We start from the raw sequence: 16417 nt of genomic DNA, 5'->3' as shown, positions 1-16417 counted from the left end.
CCCATCATGGAAAAACGTGAAGAACTCTACCGCGGCAAAGCCAAATCGGTTTTCAAGACCGACGACGCTGACCGCTTGATCCTGCTGTTTCGCAACGACACTTCGGCGTTCGACGGCAAGCGCATCGAGCAGCTCGACCGCAAAGGCATGGTGAACAACAAGTTCAACGCCTTCATCATGCAGAAACTCGAAGCAGCCGGCGTGCCGACCCAATTCGACAAACTGCTGGGCGACAATGAATGCCTGGTGAAGAAGCTCGACATGATCCCGGTCGAGTGCGTCGTGCGTAACTACGCCGCCGGCAGCCTGGTCAAGCGCCTGGGCGTCGAAGAGGGCATGAAGCTCAACCCTTACACATTCGAACTGTTCCTGAAGGACGACGCCAAGGGCGACCCGTTCATCAACGAATCCCACGTCGTGGCATTCGGTTGGGGCACCGCCGAGCAACTGGTTCGCATGAAAGAACTATCGCTCAAGGTCAACGAAGTCCTGAGCAAACTGTTCGACGACGCCGGCCTGCTGCTGGTCGATTTCAAACTGGAATTCGGCGTGTTCTCCGACGGCTCCATCGTCCTGGGCGACGAATTCAGCCCGGACGGCTGCCGTCTGTGGGACAAGGCCACCGGCAAGAAAATGGACAAGGACCGCTTCCGTCAGGGCCTCGGTGACGTCATCGAAGCCTACGAAGAAGTCGCCAATCGTCTGGGCGTACCGCTTTAATCGACGCAAGCATCTGATAGCACGGAAAAATTTCGCTAAGGGGGTTCGCTTTCCGGCAAAAGTGTTGTTATGATGCGCGCCGTTGGAGAGATGCCAGAGTGGCCGAATGGGACGGATTCGAAATCCGTTGTACCTTCACCGGTACCTAGGGTTCGAATCCCTATCTCTCCGCCATTATTGAATAAGACTAAGCCCCTGAAATTGTTAAAGATTTCAGGGGCTTTTTCGTTTCTGGCGTTTCGTTTAGAGCAAATTTGCGGCCTGTTTTCTCGGTCAGCGGTACGACTGTCTCGCGAAACATAAGCGGTATCGCTTTTTGCTATCGAACCTGAACTCTCGCCTGGATCACCCACAATCCCAGCAAAGTCAGAACAGCAAAGCCCCCTCCCATCAAGAAAGTGCCTTGGAAGCCTACCGTGTCCCACAACGCCCCAGCGATGACGCTGGCCAGCAGCAAGGTCAACCCGGTCAACAGATTGAACATGCCAAATGCCGTCCCGCGTAGTTCAGCCGGCGCGCAATCGGCGATCAGGGCGGCGAATATCCCTTGGGTAAATCCCATGTGCAGCCCCCATAGAACGACGCCGACGACCAGGCCATCGATACCCGGCGCGAACGCCAGAGTCAGGTCGGCAGCAATCAGCAATATCAGACCTACGCCGAGCACCGCCACGCGGCTGACACGATCAGACAAGGCCCCGGCAGGATAGGCTGACAGTGAGTACGCCACCCCCATCAGGACAAGCACCGCTGGGGCCCACATCGGCGCCAGCCCGACGGCCTGACCGCGCAGAATCAGAAAGGCTTCGCTGAAACGCGCCAGGGTGAACACCGCAGCGACACCCACCACCCACCAGTAGCCAGCGCCCAGTCGGGCCAATTCCCGCCGGCTCAAAGGCGCACGCACCCGGTGCGTCCCTTCCACTTGTTTGGGCTCATGAACGAATACCAGCAGCACCGCGACGGCAAGGAAGGCCGGGATGACGGCCACCCAGAACACAGTCTGGAAGTGGTTCGCGGTTAGCCACATCAATCCGATCGCCAGCAACGGTCCCAGGAATGCACCAACGGTATCCAGAGTTTGCCGCAGGCCGAAAGCTGCCCCCCGTATCGCGGGCGGAGTGATGTCGGCCACCAACGCATCGCGCGGGGCGCCGCGAATACCTTTGCCAATGCGGTCGATAAAGCGAGCCCCGATCAGCCAGTCCAGCGAGCCCGCCAAAGGAAAGATCGGTTTGGACAGCGCCCCCAGCCCATAGCCCAGCGCCGCGAGCAGTTTGCGCTTGCCCAATCGATCACTGAGTGCCCCGGAGAATACCTTGGTGATCGAGGCCGTAGCCTCGGCTATGCCTTCGATGAGACCCACGGCCAAAACGGAGGTACCCAGTACTGTGACCATATAGAGCGGCAACAATGCATGGATCATCTCTGAGGAGATGTCCATCAGCATCGAGACGAAGCCCAACGCCCAGATGCCGCCAGGCATGGTGCGCCAGACGTTGCCGGTTGACGCCTTCTCGATTGGCGCAGTAACCGAAGTGCCACCCGACTTGTCAGTGGTTTTCATCATGAGCCTCGAAAGCCTTTTTGGCATAGGCCTCTAATAGCGCCTCGCACCCCTGCAGCCGCGTTGCCGCTACCTCCGCCAAGATACGCTGTATCGATGAGTGATTTCGATCAAACAGATTGCGCGACTCTGCTGAAAAGAGTCGCTTTTCTGCCAGCGATCCCACGTCAGCTTTTTCTGGCTTACGGTGTAACCCTGGTCATTAGCTATCATGCAATACAGAGCAAATCACCGGATGACGGGGGAATGCATGAACAGATGGCGACGGATTTGGGTGTTTGTGAAGCTGGTGGCAGCCTTTGCGGCCTGCCTGGCCGTTGCTGTTCAGGCTTTTAGCTACATGTTGGAAAGCCCCGATGCAGCGCAAATGCACCCTTTGAGTATTGTGGTGGTTGGACTGATCTTTGGCTTCATCACCTATGGAATCCTTTCACTGATTGAAAGGGCTGTACGGAGTTTCCTGCCCCATCCTGACCCAATCTCCACCACGGCAGCGGCTCAACCTCAAACAGCACTTGAGGACGATGCCGTGTTCATGGAGGAACAGCCTTTGGCCCTGTCAGCTGACGATTCAACTCAGCAGAAAAATCAATGAACAGTCGCGTCGGACCAGACAGCACCGCAGCGTAAGAAAAATATGCATCTTCAAGGGAAAAGTTACTCAGCGCAGTCACTCAATTTACCGCCCCCCGGATCTATTGGTCGACCCGTCAATCAAGGCTGGATCTGCGAAACATCCCCTGACATTGAAAGACTCTGCCTCAAAAAAACCTCATCTACTCTCGTTTCGCAGGTCACTGATCTGTCGTCATCAGCAATCGCAAGGAGCGAGCAATGTATTTTGAGATTTACAGGCAAACCCGTGGCATCGCACAGACCGGCAAGGGTCAATGGCGGTGGCGTTTGAGGGCGGGAAACCATGAAACGATTGCCAGCGGGGAGGCTTACGTCAACAAGTCTGATTGTGTGCATGCCATCAGTTTGATCAAAGGGACCCACGATCAGACGCCGGTCAGGGAAATCTAGGCTTCAGGCGGTGAAGCTGCTCAGTCAGAGCAGCTTCGTTTTAATCAGGGCTATCTGGATTAAACGCAAACTGCTTGAGTCGCATAGACGCCGATTGCGACACCTACCTAAACTGTCAGCAGATTTGGGAGCGGGGGTCAGTGGATGAATCGTAACGAACTACGCAAGGCCGACATCAACCTGATGGTGGTGTTTGAAACGCTGATGCTCGAACGCAACGTCACCCGGGTGGCGGAAAAGTTGTTTCTCGGCCAGCCGACCATCAGTTCTGCGCTCAATCGCTTGCGCACGATGTTCAACGACCCGCTGTTCATACGTGTCGGGCATCGAATGGAGCCGACGGCGCGGGCCGAGGAGATTATTCTGCACCTGTCTCCGGCGCTGGATTCGTTGTCGGTGGCGTTGAGCCTGACCCATGATTTCGACCCCGCCAGCAGCACCATGACCTTTCGTATCGGACTGTCGGACGATGTCGAGTTTGGCCTGCTGCCGCCGTTGCTGCGAGCCTTGCGCCATGAAGCGCCGAAGGTGGTGTTCGTGGTGCAGCATGTCGATTACTGGCGGATCCCGGATTTGCTGGCGTCCGGCGATATCACCGTTGGTATCAGCCAGACTCGCGGGCTGCCGGCCAACGCCAAGCGCAAGTTGTTGCGACACATCCTGCCCTGCATTTTGCGCGCGGACGCATCGGACACACCGCTGACGCTCGATGAGTATTGCGCGCGACCGCACGTGCTGGTTTCCCACACCGCCAATGTCAGTGGTTACGCTGATGAGTGGCTGGCGGAGATTGGTCGTACGCGCCAAGTCGTCCTTTCCGTACCGCAATACAGCTCGTTGCCGGCCTTGCTAGCCGGGACCGATCTGATCGCCAGTCTGCCGGACTACGCCGCCGAAGCGATGGCCGCGTCCGGCCAGCTGTTCAAGGAGCCGTTCCCGTTCAAGGCGCCGACCCTGGATCTGTCGATGGTCTGGCTCAGCCATGTTGATACCGACCCGGCCGAGCGCTGGTTGAGGTCGCGGCTGGAGGCGTTCATGAGTGAACGCGCGGTTTTACCGCCCGAGTGAGTAGGGCGATGCTGTGTTATATGTACGACCTTTCTGCCAACTTTCAGGAGCTCAGTCATGCCTCACCTGCACATGGAATACACCGCCAACTTGCCCGAGGTCAATGCCGACGTGGCGTTGATCCGGCTCAACAATGCGTTGGTGGCTTCCGGTCAGTTTGCTGCCGAATACGACATCAAGAGCCGAGCGGTGAAGGTTGAGACGTTCAAGGTCGGCACGGTGTCAGGTGAGCGAGCCTTTGTGCATGTGAAACTGGCACTGTTGAGCGGTCGCTCACCGCAGATCAAGAAGCAGCTATCCGAAAGTTTGCTGACCGTAGTGCAGGATCTGTGTGAATGGCCGACGGACATTGAAGTTCAGCTGGCTGTGGAAATCCTCGACATTGATCGAGAGTCCTACACCAAGATCGCCATCAGCCACTGAGTTTCAGGCCATTTCCTGCTCTGTGCAGGCCTTGACCACTTGCTCGCGCAGCCAGGTGTTGGCGCTGTCCTGATCGACGCGTTGACTCCACTGCATGTCGAGGCTGAAACCCGGCAAGCCGTTGGGCGCTTCGCAATGATTGAAGATCGCGTCGTTGGCCAGCAATTGCTGGATACGCCGAGGCAGGGTCAGGATGAAGTCGGTACCGGTGATCATCTTCAGTGCCGCGCTGTAGCTGTTGGACCGCGCGACGATCTGCCGTTTTTGCGCCTGCTGCGCCAGCCAGCCGTCGACCATGTTGGTGGTGGAGGTCCAGGGTGTCGGGAACACGTGCCGGCGTTCGACGAAGGCTTGCAGGCTTAAACGCGGCTCCGGCGGTGTGGCGCGTTTATCGAAGACACAGACCAGGTCGTCGTCCAGCAGCATCCGGGATTTGATATCGCCATGACTGCGATGAAAGTTCGGGCCGAAGCAAATCACCAGGTCGAGGCTGCCGTTGCGCAGTTCTTCGGCCGGGATGTCTGTTTCGAACTTGTGCATGTTGACCATGACTGGAAGGTCGGCGAAATCGAAGCTTTTCAACAGACGCGGCAGGATCAACTGCTCGAAGTATTCCGGTGCGCAGATATTGAAGGTGACTGGTTGCAGGGTGGGGTCGAATGCTGGCGCACCGGCGTGACACAGGTTGATGCTTTCCAGGATCTTCAGCACGTGGGCGTACATGGTGCTGGCTTTGTAGGTGGGGCGCATACCCGCGCGGGTATTGATGAACAGTTCGTCTTCGAAACTGGTGCGCAGCTTTTTCAGGCAGTAACTCACGGTGGACTGGCTGACGCAGAGCGCCTCGGATACACCGCTGACGCTGCTTTGCTCATACACGGCGATAAACACCATGAGGTCCTGCATATCGAGCTTTCTAAGCAAGTTACTGTTCAGCATCCGTTGGGTCTCGCTGTGCTCCTTGCGCTGACTGTGCGCAAACTTGTGCGAGTGATCCTAACGGAACGATGGTGCCAGGAGAATGCCTAGTGGGAATTTTCGTGGAAAGTTGTGGGGCAATTCCAGAGGCCTTCAGTCCTGAACGGCGGCAGGCACCCCGCGGCGGCTGGACATCAGCAGTGCCCACATACCGACTCCCACCATCAGCGCCCCAATGATTTCCATCGGCAGTGGCGACTGACGTAACCAGAACCAGTGAAACAATGTGAGAACCAGCGTGCTCAGGTAAATGTAGGAAATGACCGAGGAAGGGGCGATAACGCCGATGGCCCGATGCAGCAGCCAGAAGGTCGCGAGCGTGGCGAACACCGCCAGGTAAATCAGCCACCAGAAATCGCTCACGGTCAGCAATGACGCCGATCGCCAGCCGCCGTTGAACCCACAGAATGCCAGCAGAAACAACGCGCCGAACAGCATGTTCCAGAAGGTCATGCCCACCGGGCCGCGACCCTTGAGGCTGCTGGCCTTGAGCCGTTGACTCAGGGGCGAGTAGAGCGCCATCGCCAGGCAACCGACGCCATACACTGCCACCGCATACAGCGATGGCAGCTCGCCAGGGCCTGCACCTTTCAAAACCAGCAACACGGCCCCGACAGCGGCAATCAGCATCGGCAGCACCCGCTGTTTCAGGTTGCTGTCGGGCATCAAAGCGGCTTCGAACAGCAATGTCAGCAGTGGCACCAAGGTGAACATCGTTCCGGTATTGACGGCCGAGGTGTAGCGCAGTGCCTCGAACAGCGAGCCGAAATACACCGCCAGCAGCAACCCGAGCACGGCATGGCCGAACAGTCCGCGGGCGGTCATGGCGATATCGCCCTTGATCAGCAGCAGCGGCAAAAACACCAGGGCGCAGAACAGCAGGCGCAAACCGGTCAGCAGGATCGGGTCGATGGCCTGGCTGACCTGTGCTGCCGCAGAAAACGATGCAGCGATCAACAGTGCCCAGAGCAGCATGCCGACGTGAGCGGCGGCGAAACCGGTGTGTTTCATGATGTGGGCTCCTGGGTCAGTGAATGTGTTGGGCGTAATGCTGCGGATCGAAGCGGGAGACCATCAGGATCATCAGTGCCATGACGCCGGTCAGTGACCACCAGGCCCATTCGAAGCTGCCGAGCTGATCGCGGATCAACCCGGCAATCAGCGGCGAGAGACCGGCGATCAGGTAGCCGATGCCTTGCACGAACGCGGTCAGGCCGCCGGCACGCTGGGGATTGTCCAGATGATCCAGGGACACGATCAGGCTCATCGGGAACAGTCCGCCGATGCCGAGCCCCAATAGACATGGCCACAACAGACTCAGGTGTTGCGGGCTGAGAATAAGCCCGCAGAAACCGGCCATGATCAGCGCCAGCAACACCACCAGCACCACGCGCCGGTCACGGCTGCGGTTGGCGATGGCTGGTGTCAGCAGGCCAGACAACACTTCCATAGCGGTCAGGAAACCCAGCAGCAACCCGGCGTTTTGTTCGCTCCAACCCTTTTCCACGTAGTACGGCGCCAGCCAGGCCAGCACACAGGTGTAGGACGCCGTGCCCAGGCCGAAGAAGATTGCGAGTAACCAGGCGCGGGAATTGCCGAAGAAGGACCCATTGCGCTGCGCCTGAGCAGGCTGCGCCGGCAGCCTTTCACGTTGCATGCACCAAAACAGCAACGCTACCACCGCCAGCGCCACCCAGATTGCCAGGCCTACTCGCCAGCTGTCGGTGCGGATCATCACCAGCGGCGCAAACGACGCCGCAATCGCTGCGCCGCCCATGATCGACGTGACGTAGAGCCCCATGCACACGGAAACGTTGTCGCTGAAGCGGGATTTGATCAGCGCCGGCATCAACGCCTGGATCAGCGCGATACCGATACCCGCCAGCACGGCGCTGAGGATCAGTTCGGCCGCCGAATCGAGGAATAACCGCGAAACCGTGGCCGCGCCGATGATCAGCAGCGAGAGCACCACGGTGCGTTGTTCGCCGATTCGTTGGCTGACGCCCAGCCCAAAGAACATCGCCAGCCCCATCGCCATCACTGGCAGCATGGTCAACAGCGAGGCCAGGCTGAAACTCAGTGCAATGTCGCCGCGAATCGCCGACAGCAAAGGACCCACGGCGGCCATGGAAGGCCGCAGGTTCAGGGCGACAAGAATGATGCTGAACATCAGCCAGAGGGCGGGGCGAGAGGTTGCGCGAACGTTTTCCATCTATCGGACCTTGAGTGACAAGGAGCCGATTAGGCGCGCGAGGCCTGCGGGCCGCAAATCAGAAAATCCGGAGCATTATTTAGAAATTAAATAACACTCTGTTCACCTGTAGCAGCTGCCGAAGGCTGCGTCCGGCTGCGAAGCAGACGTTAAATCAGCCAATGCGGTATGGCAGGTTCATCCGGTGGCAGAATTTGCGCCTGCTTCGCAGCCGGACGCAGCCTTCGGCAGCTGCTACAAGTACCGTGGTGGTCAATTGTTTAGCCAACCCACAACCAAAGTTCTTCAAATCCTGATTTAACGACTTATCTACCCGTGTGACGCTGCGGCTCATCTGTTTCCTGTGGTTTTTTCTATGGACGGTTGTCCCGTCGCACTTCCCTCCGAATTAGCCTTTTGGGCGCTGTGGCACTGCCGTCACGCGCGCCCACCGGATTCCTGCATTTCCCGTTGATTGTTCTTACAGGTCCCGCGCTACGTGCCGGGATCAAAGCGGCGACGCCTGTGCGTTTGCCTGACGCGGAAATAAGAGAATTCCCATGAGTGTTGCCACGACATCTTTCGCCTCCAAGCAAGAAGCCCTGACCTTTCTGGAACAGAACCCGGATATCGAGATGTTCGAGTTGTTCATCCTCGACAACAACGGTGTACCGCGGGGCAAGTTGCTGCATCGCGATGAACTGCTGGCGGTGTACGAAAGCGGGCGGCCATTGCCGAGCACCATTCTTGGCCTGACCATCAACGGCGACGACGTGGAAAACTCCGGTCTGGTCTGGGACGTTGGCGATATCGACTGCCGGGCGTACCCGATCAGCGGCAGTTTGACGCGCATGCCGTGGCGGCTGATTCCTACGGCGGCGGTGCAGGTCAGCATGCACCCGAAGGAGGGCATGCCCGCGACGATTGCCGATCCACGGCATCTGCTGGCGAAAGTCATCGAAGGCTTGCAGGCCGACGGGTATTACCCGGTGATGGCGGCGGAGCTGGAGTTCTACCTGCTGGATCAGCAGCGCGACAGCAACGGTCGGCCGCAACCGGCGCGGGATGTCGATGGCGGACGACCGCGGGGCACTCAGGTCTACGGCTTGCGTGAACTGGAACAGATCGAACCGTTTCTGGCCGATCTCTACAGCGCCTGCAAACTCCAGGGCATTCCGGCGCGCACGGCGATTTCCGAATACGCGCCGGGGCAAGTGGAAATCACCCTCGAACACCGCACCGACGCCTTGCAGGCGATGGACGAAGCGGTGCGCTACAAACGACTGGTCAAGGGCGTGGCGCACAAGCACGGGATGACGGCGTGCTTCATGGCCAAACCGTTCGATGACCTGGCGGGCACTGGCATGCACATGCACGTCAGCCTGGCGGACAAGGAGGGCAACAACCTGTTCGCCAGCAAAGCCCCGGAAGGTACGCCGCTGCTCAAACAGGCGGTCGGCGGGATGCTCAGCACGTTGCTCGATTCGTTGCTGCTGTTCTGTCCGAACGCCAACTCTTACCGTCGCTTCCAGACCAATAGCTATGCGCCGCTGGCACCCACGTGGGGCGTGGACAACCGTACCGTGAGTTTGCGCGTGCCCGGCGGGCCGGCGTTTTCCCGGCATATCGAACACCGCATCTGTGGCGCCGACGCCAACCCGTATCTGGCGGCCGCGGCGATTCTGGCCGGGATCCATCGCGGTATACGCGAACAACTCGATCCTGGCGCGCCGGTGGAGGGCAATGGCTACGCCCAGGCCACAGAACTGTTGCCGACTGACTGGCTGACCACGTTGCGAGCGCTGGAAGGTTCGAGCTGGGCACGGGAAGCGTTCGGCAGTGAATTCCTCGGCGTGTACCTGGCGGTAAAACGAGCCGAGTATCGACAGTTCATGGGCGAGGTGGGCGAACAGGATTGGCGCTGGTATTTGCATCAAGCCTGAACAGAACCTGAACCATTCTCAAATAAGTTGAAAGTTTCGGCCTAGTGCCACGAGCCAACTAATCGTTGGCTTCTTTTTCACAAAAAATTGATGGTTGGCTGCCTAAAGTTAGTGCTGTCTCGGTAAATGAAATTTTCACATTTACCGAAGGCACTTCTTTTCAGGAACAGCCGATCATCATGTTGAAGATTAAAGCCGTGCGCCCCGAGTGGGTGACACTGATTGCCAGCGCCTTTCTATTAACGGGCTTCAATCTTGTTCTCTGGCAACACCTGTTTGAAATCACGGCATCTGACGGTAAGGGCATCGTCATGCGCGTGGCTTTCGGCTTGATGATCCTGGCTGCCTTCAACATTGTGCTGACCCTGCTGGCGTTCCGGCCTGTGCTCAAACCGGTCTTGACCCTGATCTTTATGATCAGCGCCGGTGTGGCGTACTTCATGAGCCAATATGGTGTTTTGATTGACACCGGCATGTTGCGTAACTTTGCTCAAACCAATGCGACGGAAGTGCGTGACTTACTCTCGATCAAGTTGCTTGTCTATATTGTTTTGCTCGGTATTTTGCCGTCCTGTTTGTTGTGGAAGACGCCGGTTAGTTACCGTCGCTGGCACCGTGAACTACTCAGTAAAGTTCTCGTGAGTGTCGCATCAGTTGCTGTGATCGGTGGTGTCGCACTGGTGAACTATCAAGGCTTGTCCTCATTGTTTCGCAATCATCATGAATTGCGCCTGATGGTGGTGCCGAGCAACTACATTGGCGCCTCGGCCGGCTATCTGCGTGAGCAGGTCGCGTCTGCGCGGCAACCCTTCGTCACGCTGGGTGAAGATGCCCAGCGAAATCCCGCCTGGCAAACCCATGGCCGCAAATCCCTGACCGTGCTGGTGGTGGGCGAAAGTGCTCGTGCCGAGAACTTCGGCATCCTGGGGTATGACCGTGACACCACACCCAAACTGGATAAAGAGGCTGGCCTGATTGCGTTCACCGACGTGCATTCCTGCGGGACGGAAACAGCGGTGTCGGTGCCGTGTATGTTCTCCGACATGGGCCGCAAGGATTACAACGCCAGCAAGGCCAAGAACCAGGAAGGCTTGCTGGATGTTCTCAAACGCGCAGGGCTCGACGTGATCTGGCGCGATAACCAATCGGGCTGCAAAGGCACTTGCGATCGGGTCACCCTTGATGACGTCAGTAACCTGAAAGACCCGGTGCTGTGTGCCAATAGCGAATGCCGCGATGAAATCCTGCTGCAGGGTTTGCAGCACTTCATCGATACCCTGGATAAAGACACGGTACTGGTGTTGCACCAGATGGGCAGTCACGGACCGGAGTACTTCAAGCGCTACCCGAAAGAATACGAGCGCTTCACCCCGGTTTGTGAAAGTAACGCCCTGAACAATTGCAGTCGCGAAAGTATCGTCAATGGCTACGACAACACCCTGGTGTATACCGATCACGTGCTGTCCACCCTGATCGATTTGTTGCGTAGCAATCAGGACAAAGTCGACACCGCGATGCTCTATCTGTCGGACCACGGCGAATCGCTGGGCGAGTACAACTTGTTCCTGCATGGCACGCCTTACGTGCTGGCACCGGAACAACAAAAACATGTCGCGATGTTGGCCTGGTTTTCCGACAGCTATCAAAAGTCGTTCTCGGTGGACACCCATTGCCTGCAACTGAGTCGCGAAAAGCCCTTGAGCCAGGACAACCTGTTCCATTCGATGCTCGGTTTGCTGGAGGTCAAGAGCAAGGTCTACAACCAGGACCTGGATATGTTTGCCGGATGTCGCGGTGCGGTGATCGACGGCGTGTTGGCCAAAGAGTGAGTGCTTCAACCTTTTTTTCACGCACCGGCCGCTAACCTGCGGCCGGTAGAGTTTCCCCCGAGAGCCATTGCACATGTCCGCTCAACCCCCATCCGCCATCGAGCTTGAGATCGCCCGGCGCTACGATCAGGAGCACGCCCGCGTCTGTCTTCAGCCGCGATCGCGTGGCCTGGCCGGACGGTTGACGTTCTGGCGTGACGAGCAACTGGTGCGCAACGCGCTCAAGGCTGCCGGCGAGCCGGGCCTGGTTCTCGATTTGGCCTGCGGTGTCGGGCGCTTCTGGCCAGTACTGGCCGAGCATGCCAACCGGGTGATCCTCGCGGCTGACCCGTCTCAGGACATACTCGATCATGCCCGCACCCACCATCCGCAGAACTTGCTGAATCGGGTCAAGACCTTTCAGAGTTCAGCGTTCACCATCGGCTTGTCGGCGAATGCGGTTGACTGCATTTTTTGCATGCAGCTGTTTCAACACATCGCCTGCCCCGAGCATCGTTTGGCCATGCTTAAGGAGTTCCATCGGGTCAGTCGCGATACGGTGATTGTGGCGGTACGGGTCGATGCTCATTTCAAAGGCCGGCGCACGGATGCACAGGGCGTTCCGGCCCGACCGTTGGCCAGCAAGGCCGACGTGGAAGCCGAGTTCAAGCGCGCAGGTTTGCGCTTGCTCAGTCATCAGGACTTCCTGCCCGGCTGTGCGCGGATGCGCGTCTACGTACTGCGTAAGGCCGGCTAGTCTCCGTTTGTCAGGCATTTCTTGCTGTTTGGCAGGCATTTTCGCTAAAGCTCTTGTTCAGTGGATGCGCGGAAATCGCCGGGGGCGATATATACTGCGCGCCATTCTTCAAGGGAGAGCCGTGTGGCCATCGATATTCACTGGATTCGCGACAACGATAGCCTCGGTCAGTTTTGCGCCGAGTGGCAGCAGCTGCCATTCGTTGCCCTCGACACCGAATTCATGCGGGTCGACACCTTTTATCCGATCGCAGGCCTGCTGCAGATCGGCGATGGCGTACGCGCTTACCTGATTGACCCGCTGAGCATCGACAACTGGCAGCCGCTGGCCGCGTTGCTGGAAAACCCGGCCGTAGTCAAAGTCGTCCATGCGTGCAGCGAAGACCTCGAAGTCCTGCTGCGCCTGACCGGCAGCCTGCCGGCGCCGCTGTTCGACACTCAGTTGGCCGCCGCTTACCTGAACCTCGGTTTTTCCATGGGGTATTCGCGGCTGGTGCAGGAAGTGCTCGGCATCGACCTGCCCAAGGGCGAGACCCGTTCCGACTGGCTGCAACGTCCGCTTTCCGACACCCAAATCAGCTACGCCGCCGAAGATGCCTTGCACTTGGCGGAAGTTTTCGTACAGCTTCGTCCGAAACTATCTGACGACAAGTACGCCTGGGTCCTGGAAGACGGCGCCGAGCTGGTGGCCAACCTGCGCCGCGAAGTTGATCCGTATGAGGTCTATCGCGAAGCCAAGCTGGCCTGGAAGCTCTCCCGTGCCCAACTCGTCGTATTACGTGAACTGTGCGCCTGGCGCGAGCGCGAAGCCCGCGCCCGTGATCTGCCGCGCAACCGCATCGTGCGTGAGCATTCCCTGTGGCCGCTGGCGCGGACTCAGCCGGATAACCTCGGCGCATTGGCGAAAATCGAAGACATGCACCCGCGTACCGTGCGTCAGGACGGCGAATTTCTGCTTGATCTGATCAAACGCTCTGGCAGTGTGTCGCCTGATCAATGGCCGCCAGCAGTGCCGGAGCCGTTGCCGGTGGACGCCGCCACGCTGGTCAAACAGCTGCGTGCTATCGGCCAGGCCGAAGCCGAGCGCCTGAACATTGCGCCGGAGCTGATGCTGCGCAAGAAAACCCTGGAAGCGCTGCTCAAGAGCGGCTATCCCAACGGTCCTTACCAATTGCCTGATTCGCTGCGTGGCTGGCGCCGCGAATTGATGGGCCAGGCGCTGCTCGACAGCCTGGCCACCGCCGGAGAACAGCCTTGAAACGTATTTGCTCCATTTATCGAAGCCTGAAGAAAAACGAGATGTACCTCTATGTGCTCAAAAGCGATGCACTGGAGCGCGTCCCGGAAAGTCTGATGGCCGCCTTCGGCAAACCGCATCACGCCTTCGACCTGGTGCTGACCCCCGAGCGTAAACTGTCGCGCGAGGACATCACCGTGGTGCTGGAAAACCTTGAGAAGCAGGGTTACCACTTGCAAATGCCGCCGGCCGAAGACGAATACATCGAACACTTGCCGGAAGAATTGCTGCGCCGCAACGACCCGATGTGACCGGCAGACAGGCTCTGTTCAGAGCCTTTATGAAACACTGGAATGATTTTGGCGATGGCCAGGGCGATGGAGCGTTACTCCATCGGCGGCCGTCTGCACTGTTTTTGAAAGGTTTGAACCATGCGCGTTCTGATTGCTGAACACGACCACCCGGTGTACGCCCAGCTGTTGCGTCAAGCAGCGCCTGACCTGGAAGTGCTGACCAGCGGCGACTCCGCCGAACTGGCCAGCCAGGCCGCTGATTGTCCGATCTGGCTCGGTCAGCCGGACTTGCTGGCGACCTTGCTGCGTCAGGGCCACGAGCCACAATGGCTGCAATCGACCTGGGCGGGCATTACGCCGCTGCTGGCCGACGGCTTGCCTCGGCACTATCGCCTGACTCGGGCGGTGGGGATTTTCGGGCAGGTCATGGCCGAATACGTGCTGACCTACATGCTCGGCCACGAGCGCGAAGTGCTGCCGCGGCTGGTCAGCCAGGTCGAGCGCAAGTGGGACAGTCGCCAGGGCCAAAGCCTGGCCGGGCGCAAGGTATTGATCGTAGGCACCGGTGACATTGGTCAGACCGTGGCGCAGTTCCTTCTGCCGTTTGGCGTCGAGTTGTACGGCATCGCCAGCGAAGCCCGCGAGCAGGCACCGTTTGTCGAAGTCGGGGCGCTGGCTGATTTGCCGCGTCTGGTCGGTGAAGTGGATTACGTGATCAATCTGCTGCCGAATACGCCGAACACCCACGACCTGTACGACGCGGCGCTGTTCAAGCAGTTCAAGCCGACCGGGTTGTTCATCAACGTCGGGCGCGGCGTGGCAGTGGTCGATGCGGACCTGGTGGAAGCCTTGAAAGAGGGGCATCTGGCCGGTGCGGTGATTGACGTCTGCCGTCAGGAGCCGCTGCCGCAACGTCATCCGTTCTGGACCGCCTGGGGCTTGCTGCTGACTGGTCACAGTTCGGCACCGACCTCGCCATCGATGATGGTGAATCTGTTTGTCGAGAACTTGCGGGCGTATCAGGCAGGTGAGGCATTGCGCGGGGAAGTGGATTTCAATCGCGGCTACTGAATCCACCGCAATCAAAATGTGGGAGCGAGCCTGCTCGCGAAAGCGGCATGTCAGTCGATACTTATGGAGACTGATACACCGCCTTCGCGAGCAGGCTCGCTCCCACATGGGTTTTGCAGTGTGGCTTAGAGGGCGAAGTCACCTTCAGCAGCGAGTTCGCTCAGCGGACGACGTGGGCTTGGCTCTTCACGGGCTTGGAGGTATTCCGCCAGCGTCGCTTTATCGCCCAGTTTGCCGACTGCCACCGCTGCGTGGAGGGCGTAGCCCTCAGGAATGTTCAGCTCCTTGCGGGTCAGGTCCTGATCAAAACCGGCCATGCCATGGGTATGCCAGCCGCTGATGCTCGCTTGCAGCGCCAGATGGCCCCAAGCGGAACCGGTGTCGAAGGTGTGCCACAAGGCCGGGGTTTCTTCGGTGGCGCCAGGCACCGCGAAGGTGGTTTTCGAGATCACGATCACCAGCGCTGAGGCGTGTTGCGCCCAGCCGCGGTTGAACTCATTCAGCAGGCCCAGGAAACGCTCCCAGTTCGGCGTGTCGCGACGTGCATACAGAAACCGCCAAGGCTGCGAGTTGTACGCCGATGGCGCCCAGCGCGCGGCTTCGAAGAAGCTCAGCAGGGTTTCTTCCGGGATGCTTTCGCCGGTGAAGGCGCGGGGCGACCAGCGGTCGGTGAACTGAGGGTGGATGGCATAGTCGGCAACGCGTGGATTGGCACTCATCAAGAGATTCCTAGCTACGTTTGAAGGTGAGGGGCGATGCAAAACCCTACTGGGCGGCGCAATAACTGACAAGCTCCTTCTACCGGCAGTCGCCAACGCTTGGCCCACAAGGGCCTTGGCACTAGACTGGCGGCCTTTTCACCACCTGATGTTGATGCTTGAGCCATGGCCGCCAAAGTCGAACCGTTCTGGATACGCAAAACCCTCGATCAGCTCGATCAAGAGGAATGGGAATCGCTGTGCGACGGCTGTGGCCTGTGCTGCCTGCAAAAGCTCGAAGATGAAGACGACAACAGCGTCTATTACACGCGTATCGCCTGCAAACTGCTGGACCTGAAAACCTGTCAGTGCACCGATTACCCGAACCGCCGTGATTTCGTCCCCGACTGCATCCAGCTCACACCGGGCAAGGCTGAGGAATTCAAATGGTTGCCACCGACCTGCGGTTATCGACTGGTCAGCGAAGGCAAGGACCTGCCGCTTTGGCACCATTTGGTGTGCGGTGATCGCGATGCGGTGCACCACGAACGTATTTCCCAGTCCGGGCGCATGCTCGCCGAAGGCAGCGTGGCCGAAGACGACTGGGAAGACCATCTGATTTTCCGGGCGGGTTAATT

The 16417-nt window shown here is 58.7% G+C and carries 17 protein-coding genes and 1 tRNA gene; 13 read left to right on the top strand and 5 right to left on the bottom strand.

Annotated features, from left to right (window positions below; translation table 11 throughout):
- Window positions 1-6 precede the first annotated feature (6 nt).
- Entirely contained in the window at window positions 7-720 is a 714-nt protein-coding gene (purC, locus tag ACA059_RS24430; RefSeq protein WP_008034929.1) for a phosphoribosylaminoimidazolesuccinocarboxamide synthase, read from the top strand.
- 84 nt (window positions 721-804) lie between these two features.
- Window positions 805-894 (top strand) — tRNA-Ser (locus ACA059_RS24425).
- Window positions 895-1039: 145 nt separating this feature from the next.
- Here the strand turns inward: ACA059_RS24425 and ACA059_RS24420 are convergent.
- Window positions 1040-2287 carry an MFS transporter gene (locus ACA059_RS24420; RefSeq protein ID WP_497634723.1) on the bottom strand — a complete coding sequence of 416 codons (1248 nt, stop codon included), beginning with the start codon at window positions 2285-2287 and terminating at the stop codon, window positions 1040-1042.
- Window positions 2288-2537: 250 nt separating this feature from the next.
- Here ACA059_RS24420 and ACA059_RS24415 point away from each other — a divergent pair, with 250 nt between their 5' ends.
- The 4 genes from ACA059_RS24415 to ACA059_RS24400 all read left to right on the top strand — a co-directional run bounded on the left by ACA059_RS24415 (window position 2538) and on the right by ACA059_RS24400 (window position 4804).
- Window positions 2538-2882 (top strand): hypothetical protein, encoded by a 345-nt coding sequence (locus tag ACA059_RS24415; RefSeq protein ID WP_497631294.1) that lies wholly within the window; start codon window positions 2538-2540, stop codon window positions 2880-2882.
- A gap of 239 nt (window positions 2883-3121) precedes the next feature.
- Window positions 3122-3313, top strand: a complete 192-nt coding sequence (locus ACA059_RS24410; RefSeq protein WP_007898672.1) for a YegP family protein — start codon at window positions 3122-3124, stop codon at window positions 3311-3313.
- A 144-nt stretch (window positions 3314-3457) separates the two neighbouring features.
- Window positions 3458-4381 (top strand): LysR substrate-binding domain-containing protein, encoded by a 924-nt coding sequence (locus ACA059_RS24405; protein WP_129441956.1) that lies wholly within the window; start codon window positions 3458-3460, stop codon window positions 4379-4381.
- A 57-nt stretch (window positions 4382-4438) separates the two neighbouring features.
- Entirely contained in the window at window positions 4439-4804 is a 366-nt protein-coding gene (locus tag ACA059_RS24400) for a 5-carboxymethyl-2-hydroxymuconate Delta-isomerase (protein WP_497631293.1), read from the top strand.
- 3 nt (window positions 4805-4807) lie between these two features.
- Here ACA059_RS24400 and ACA059_RS24395 read toward each other — a convergent pair whose 3' ends face one another.
- The 3 genes from ACA059_RS24395 to ACA059_RS24385 form a co-directional block, all read right to left on the bottom strand.
- Window positions 4808-5743, bottom strand: a complete 936-nt coding sequence (locus tag ACA059_RS24395) for a LysR family transcriptional regulator (protein WP_497631292.1) — start codon at window positions 5741-5743, stop codon at window positions 4808-4810.
- Between the two features lie 132 nt (window positions 5744-5875).
- Window positions 5876-6793, bottom strand: coding sequence for a DMT family transporter (locus tag ACA059_RS24390; protein ID WP_497631291.1), 918 nt, complete (start codon window positions 6791-6793; stop codon window positions 5876-5878).
- A 16-nt stretch (window positions 6794-6809) separates the two neighbouring features.
- Window positions 6810-7994: a cyanate transporter gene (locus tag ACA059_RS24385; RefSeq protein WP_497631290.1), complete on the bottom strand. Its 1185-nt coding sequence runs from the start codon at window positions 7992-7994 to the stop codon at window positions 6810-6812.
- A gap of 539 nt (window positions 7995-8533) precedes the next feature.
- On the opposite strand from ACA059_RS24385, the gene ACA059_RS24380 reads away from it, so the two are divergent.
- From ACA059_RS24380 to ACA059_RS24355, 6 genes are all read left to right on the top strand, one after another.
- Complete coding sequence (locus ACA059_RS24380; protein WP_497631289.1) at window positions 8534-9916, top strand: glutamine synthetase family protein; 1383 nt, start codon at window positions 8534-8536, stop codon at window positions 9914-9916.
- 179 nt (window positions 9917-10095) lie between these two features.
- Window positions 10096-11745, top strand: coding sequence for a phosphoethanolamine transferase (locus ACA059_RS24375; RefSeq protein WP_497631288.1), 1650 nt, complete (start codon window positions 10096-10098; stop codon window positions 11743-11745).
- A gap of 73 nt (window positions 11746-11818) precedes the next feature.
- Window positions 11819-12481, top strand: a complete 663-nt coding sequence (locus ACA059_RS24370; RefSeq protein WP_497631287.1) for a class I SAM-dependent methyltransferase — start codon at window positions 11819-11821, stop codon at window positions 12479-12481.
- A 123-nt stretch (window positions 12482-12604) separates the two neighbouring features.
- Complete coding sequence (rnd, locus tag ACA059_RS24365; RefSeq protein WP_129441972.1) at window positions 12605-13738, top strand: ribonuclease D; 1134 nt, start codon at window positions 12605-12607, stop codon at window positions 13736-13738.
- Entirely contained in the window at window positions 13735-14028 is a 294-nt protein-coding gene (locus ACA059_RS24360; RefSeq protein WP_007898694.1) for a YcgL domain-containing protein, read from the top strand. The genes rnd and ACA059_RS24360 overlap by 4 nt, the downstream gene beginning before the upstream one ends.
- Before the next feature lie 120 nt (window positions 14029-14148).
- The gene (locus tag ACA059_RS24355) at window positions 14149-15081 is read left to right on the top strand and encodes a D-2-hydroxyacid dehydrogenase (RefSeq protein ID WP_111450813.1); all 933 of its coding nucleotides are present in this window, start codon (window positions 14149-14151) and stop codon (window positions 15079-15081) included.
- A 125-nt stretch (window positions 15082-15206) separates the two neighbouring features.
- Here ACA059_RS24355 and ACA059_RS24350 read toward each other — a convergent pair whose 3' ends face one another.
- Window positions 15207-15800: a nitroreductase family protein gene (locus tag ACA059_RS24350; protein WP_497631286.1), complete on the bottom strand. Its 594-nt coding sequence runs from the start codon at window positions 15798-15800 to the stop codon at window positions 15207-15209.
- A 165-nt stretch (window positions 15801-15965) separates the two neighbouring features.
- Between ACA059_RS24350 and ACA059_RS24345 the strand changes: the two genes are divergently transcribed.
- A complete protein-coding gene (locus ACA059_RS24345; RefSeq protein ID WP_497631285.1) occupies window positions 15966-16415 on the top strand; it encodes a YcgN family cysteine cluster protein in 450 nt (149 codons plus the stop codon).
- Window positions 16416-16417: the final 2 nt, after the last annotated feature.

This window comes from Pseudomonas sp. LBUM1647 (genome assembly GCF_059716175.1).
This window is presented reverse-complemented; position numbering and strand designations above follow the sequence as displayed.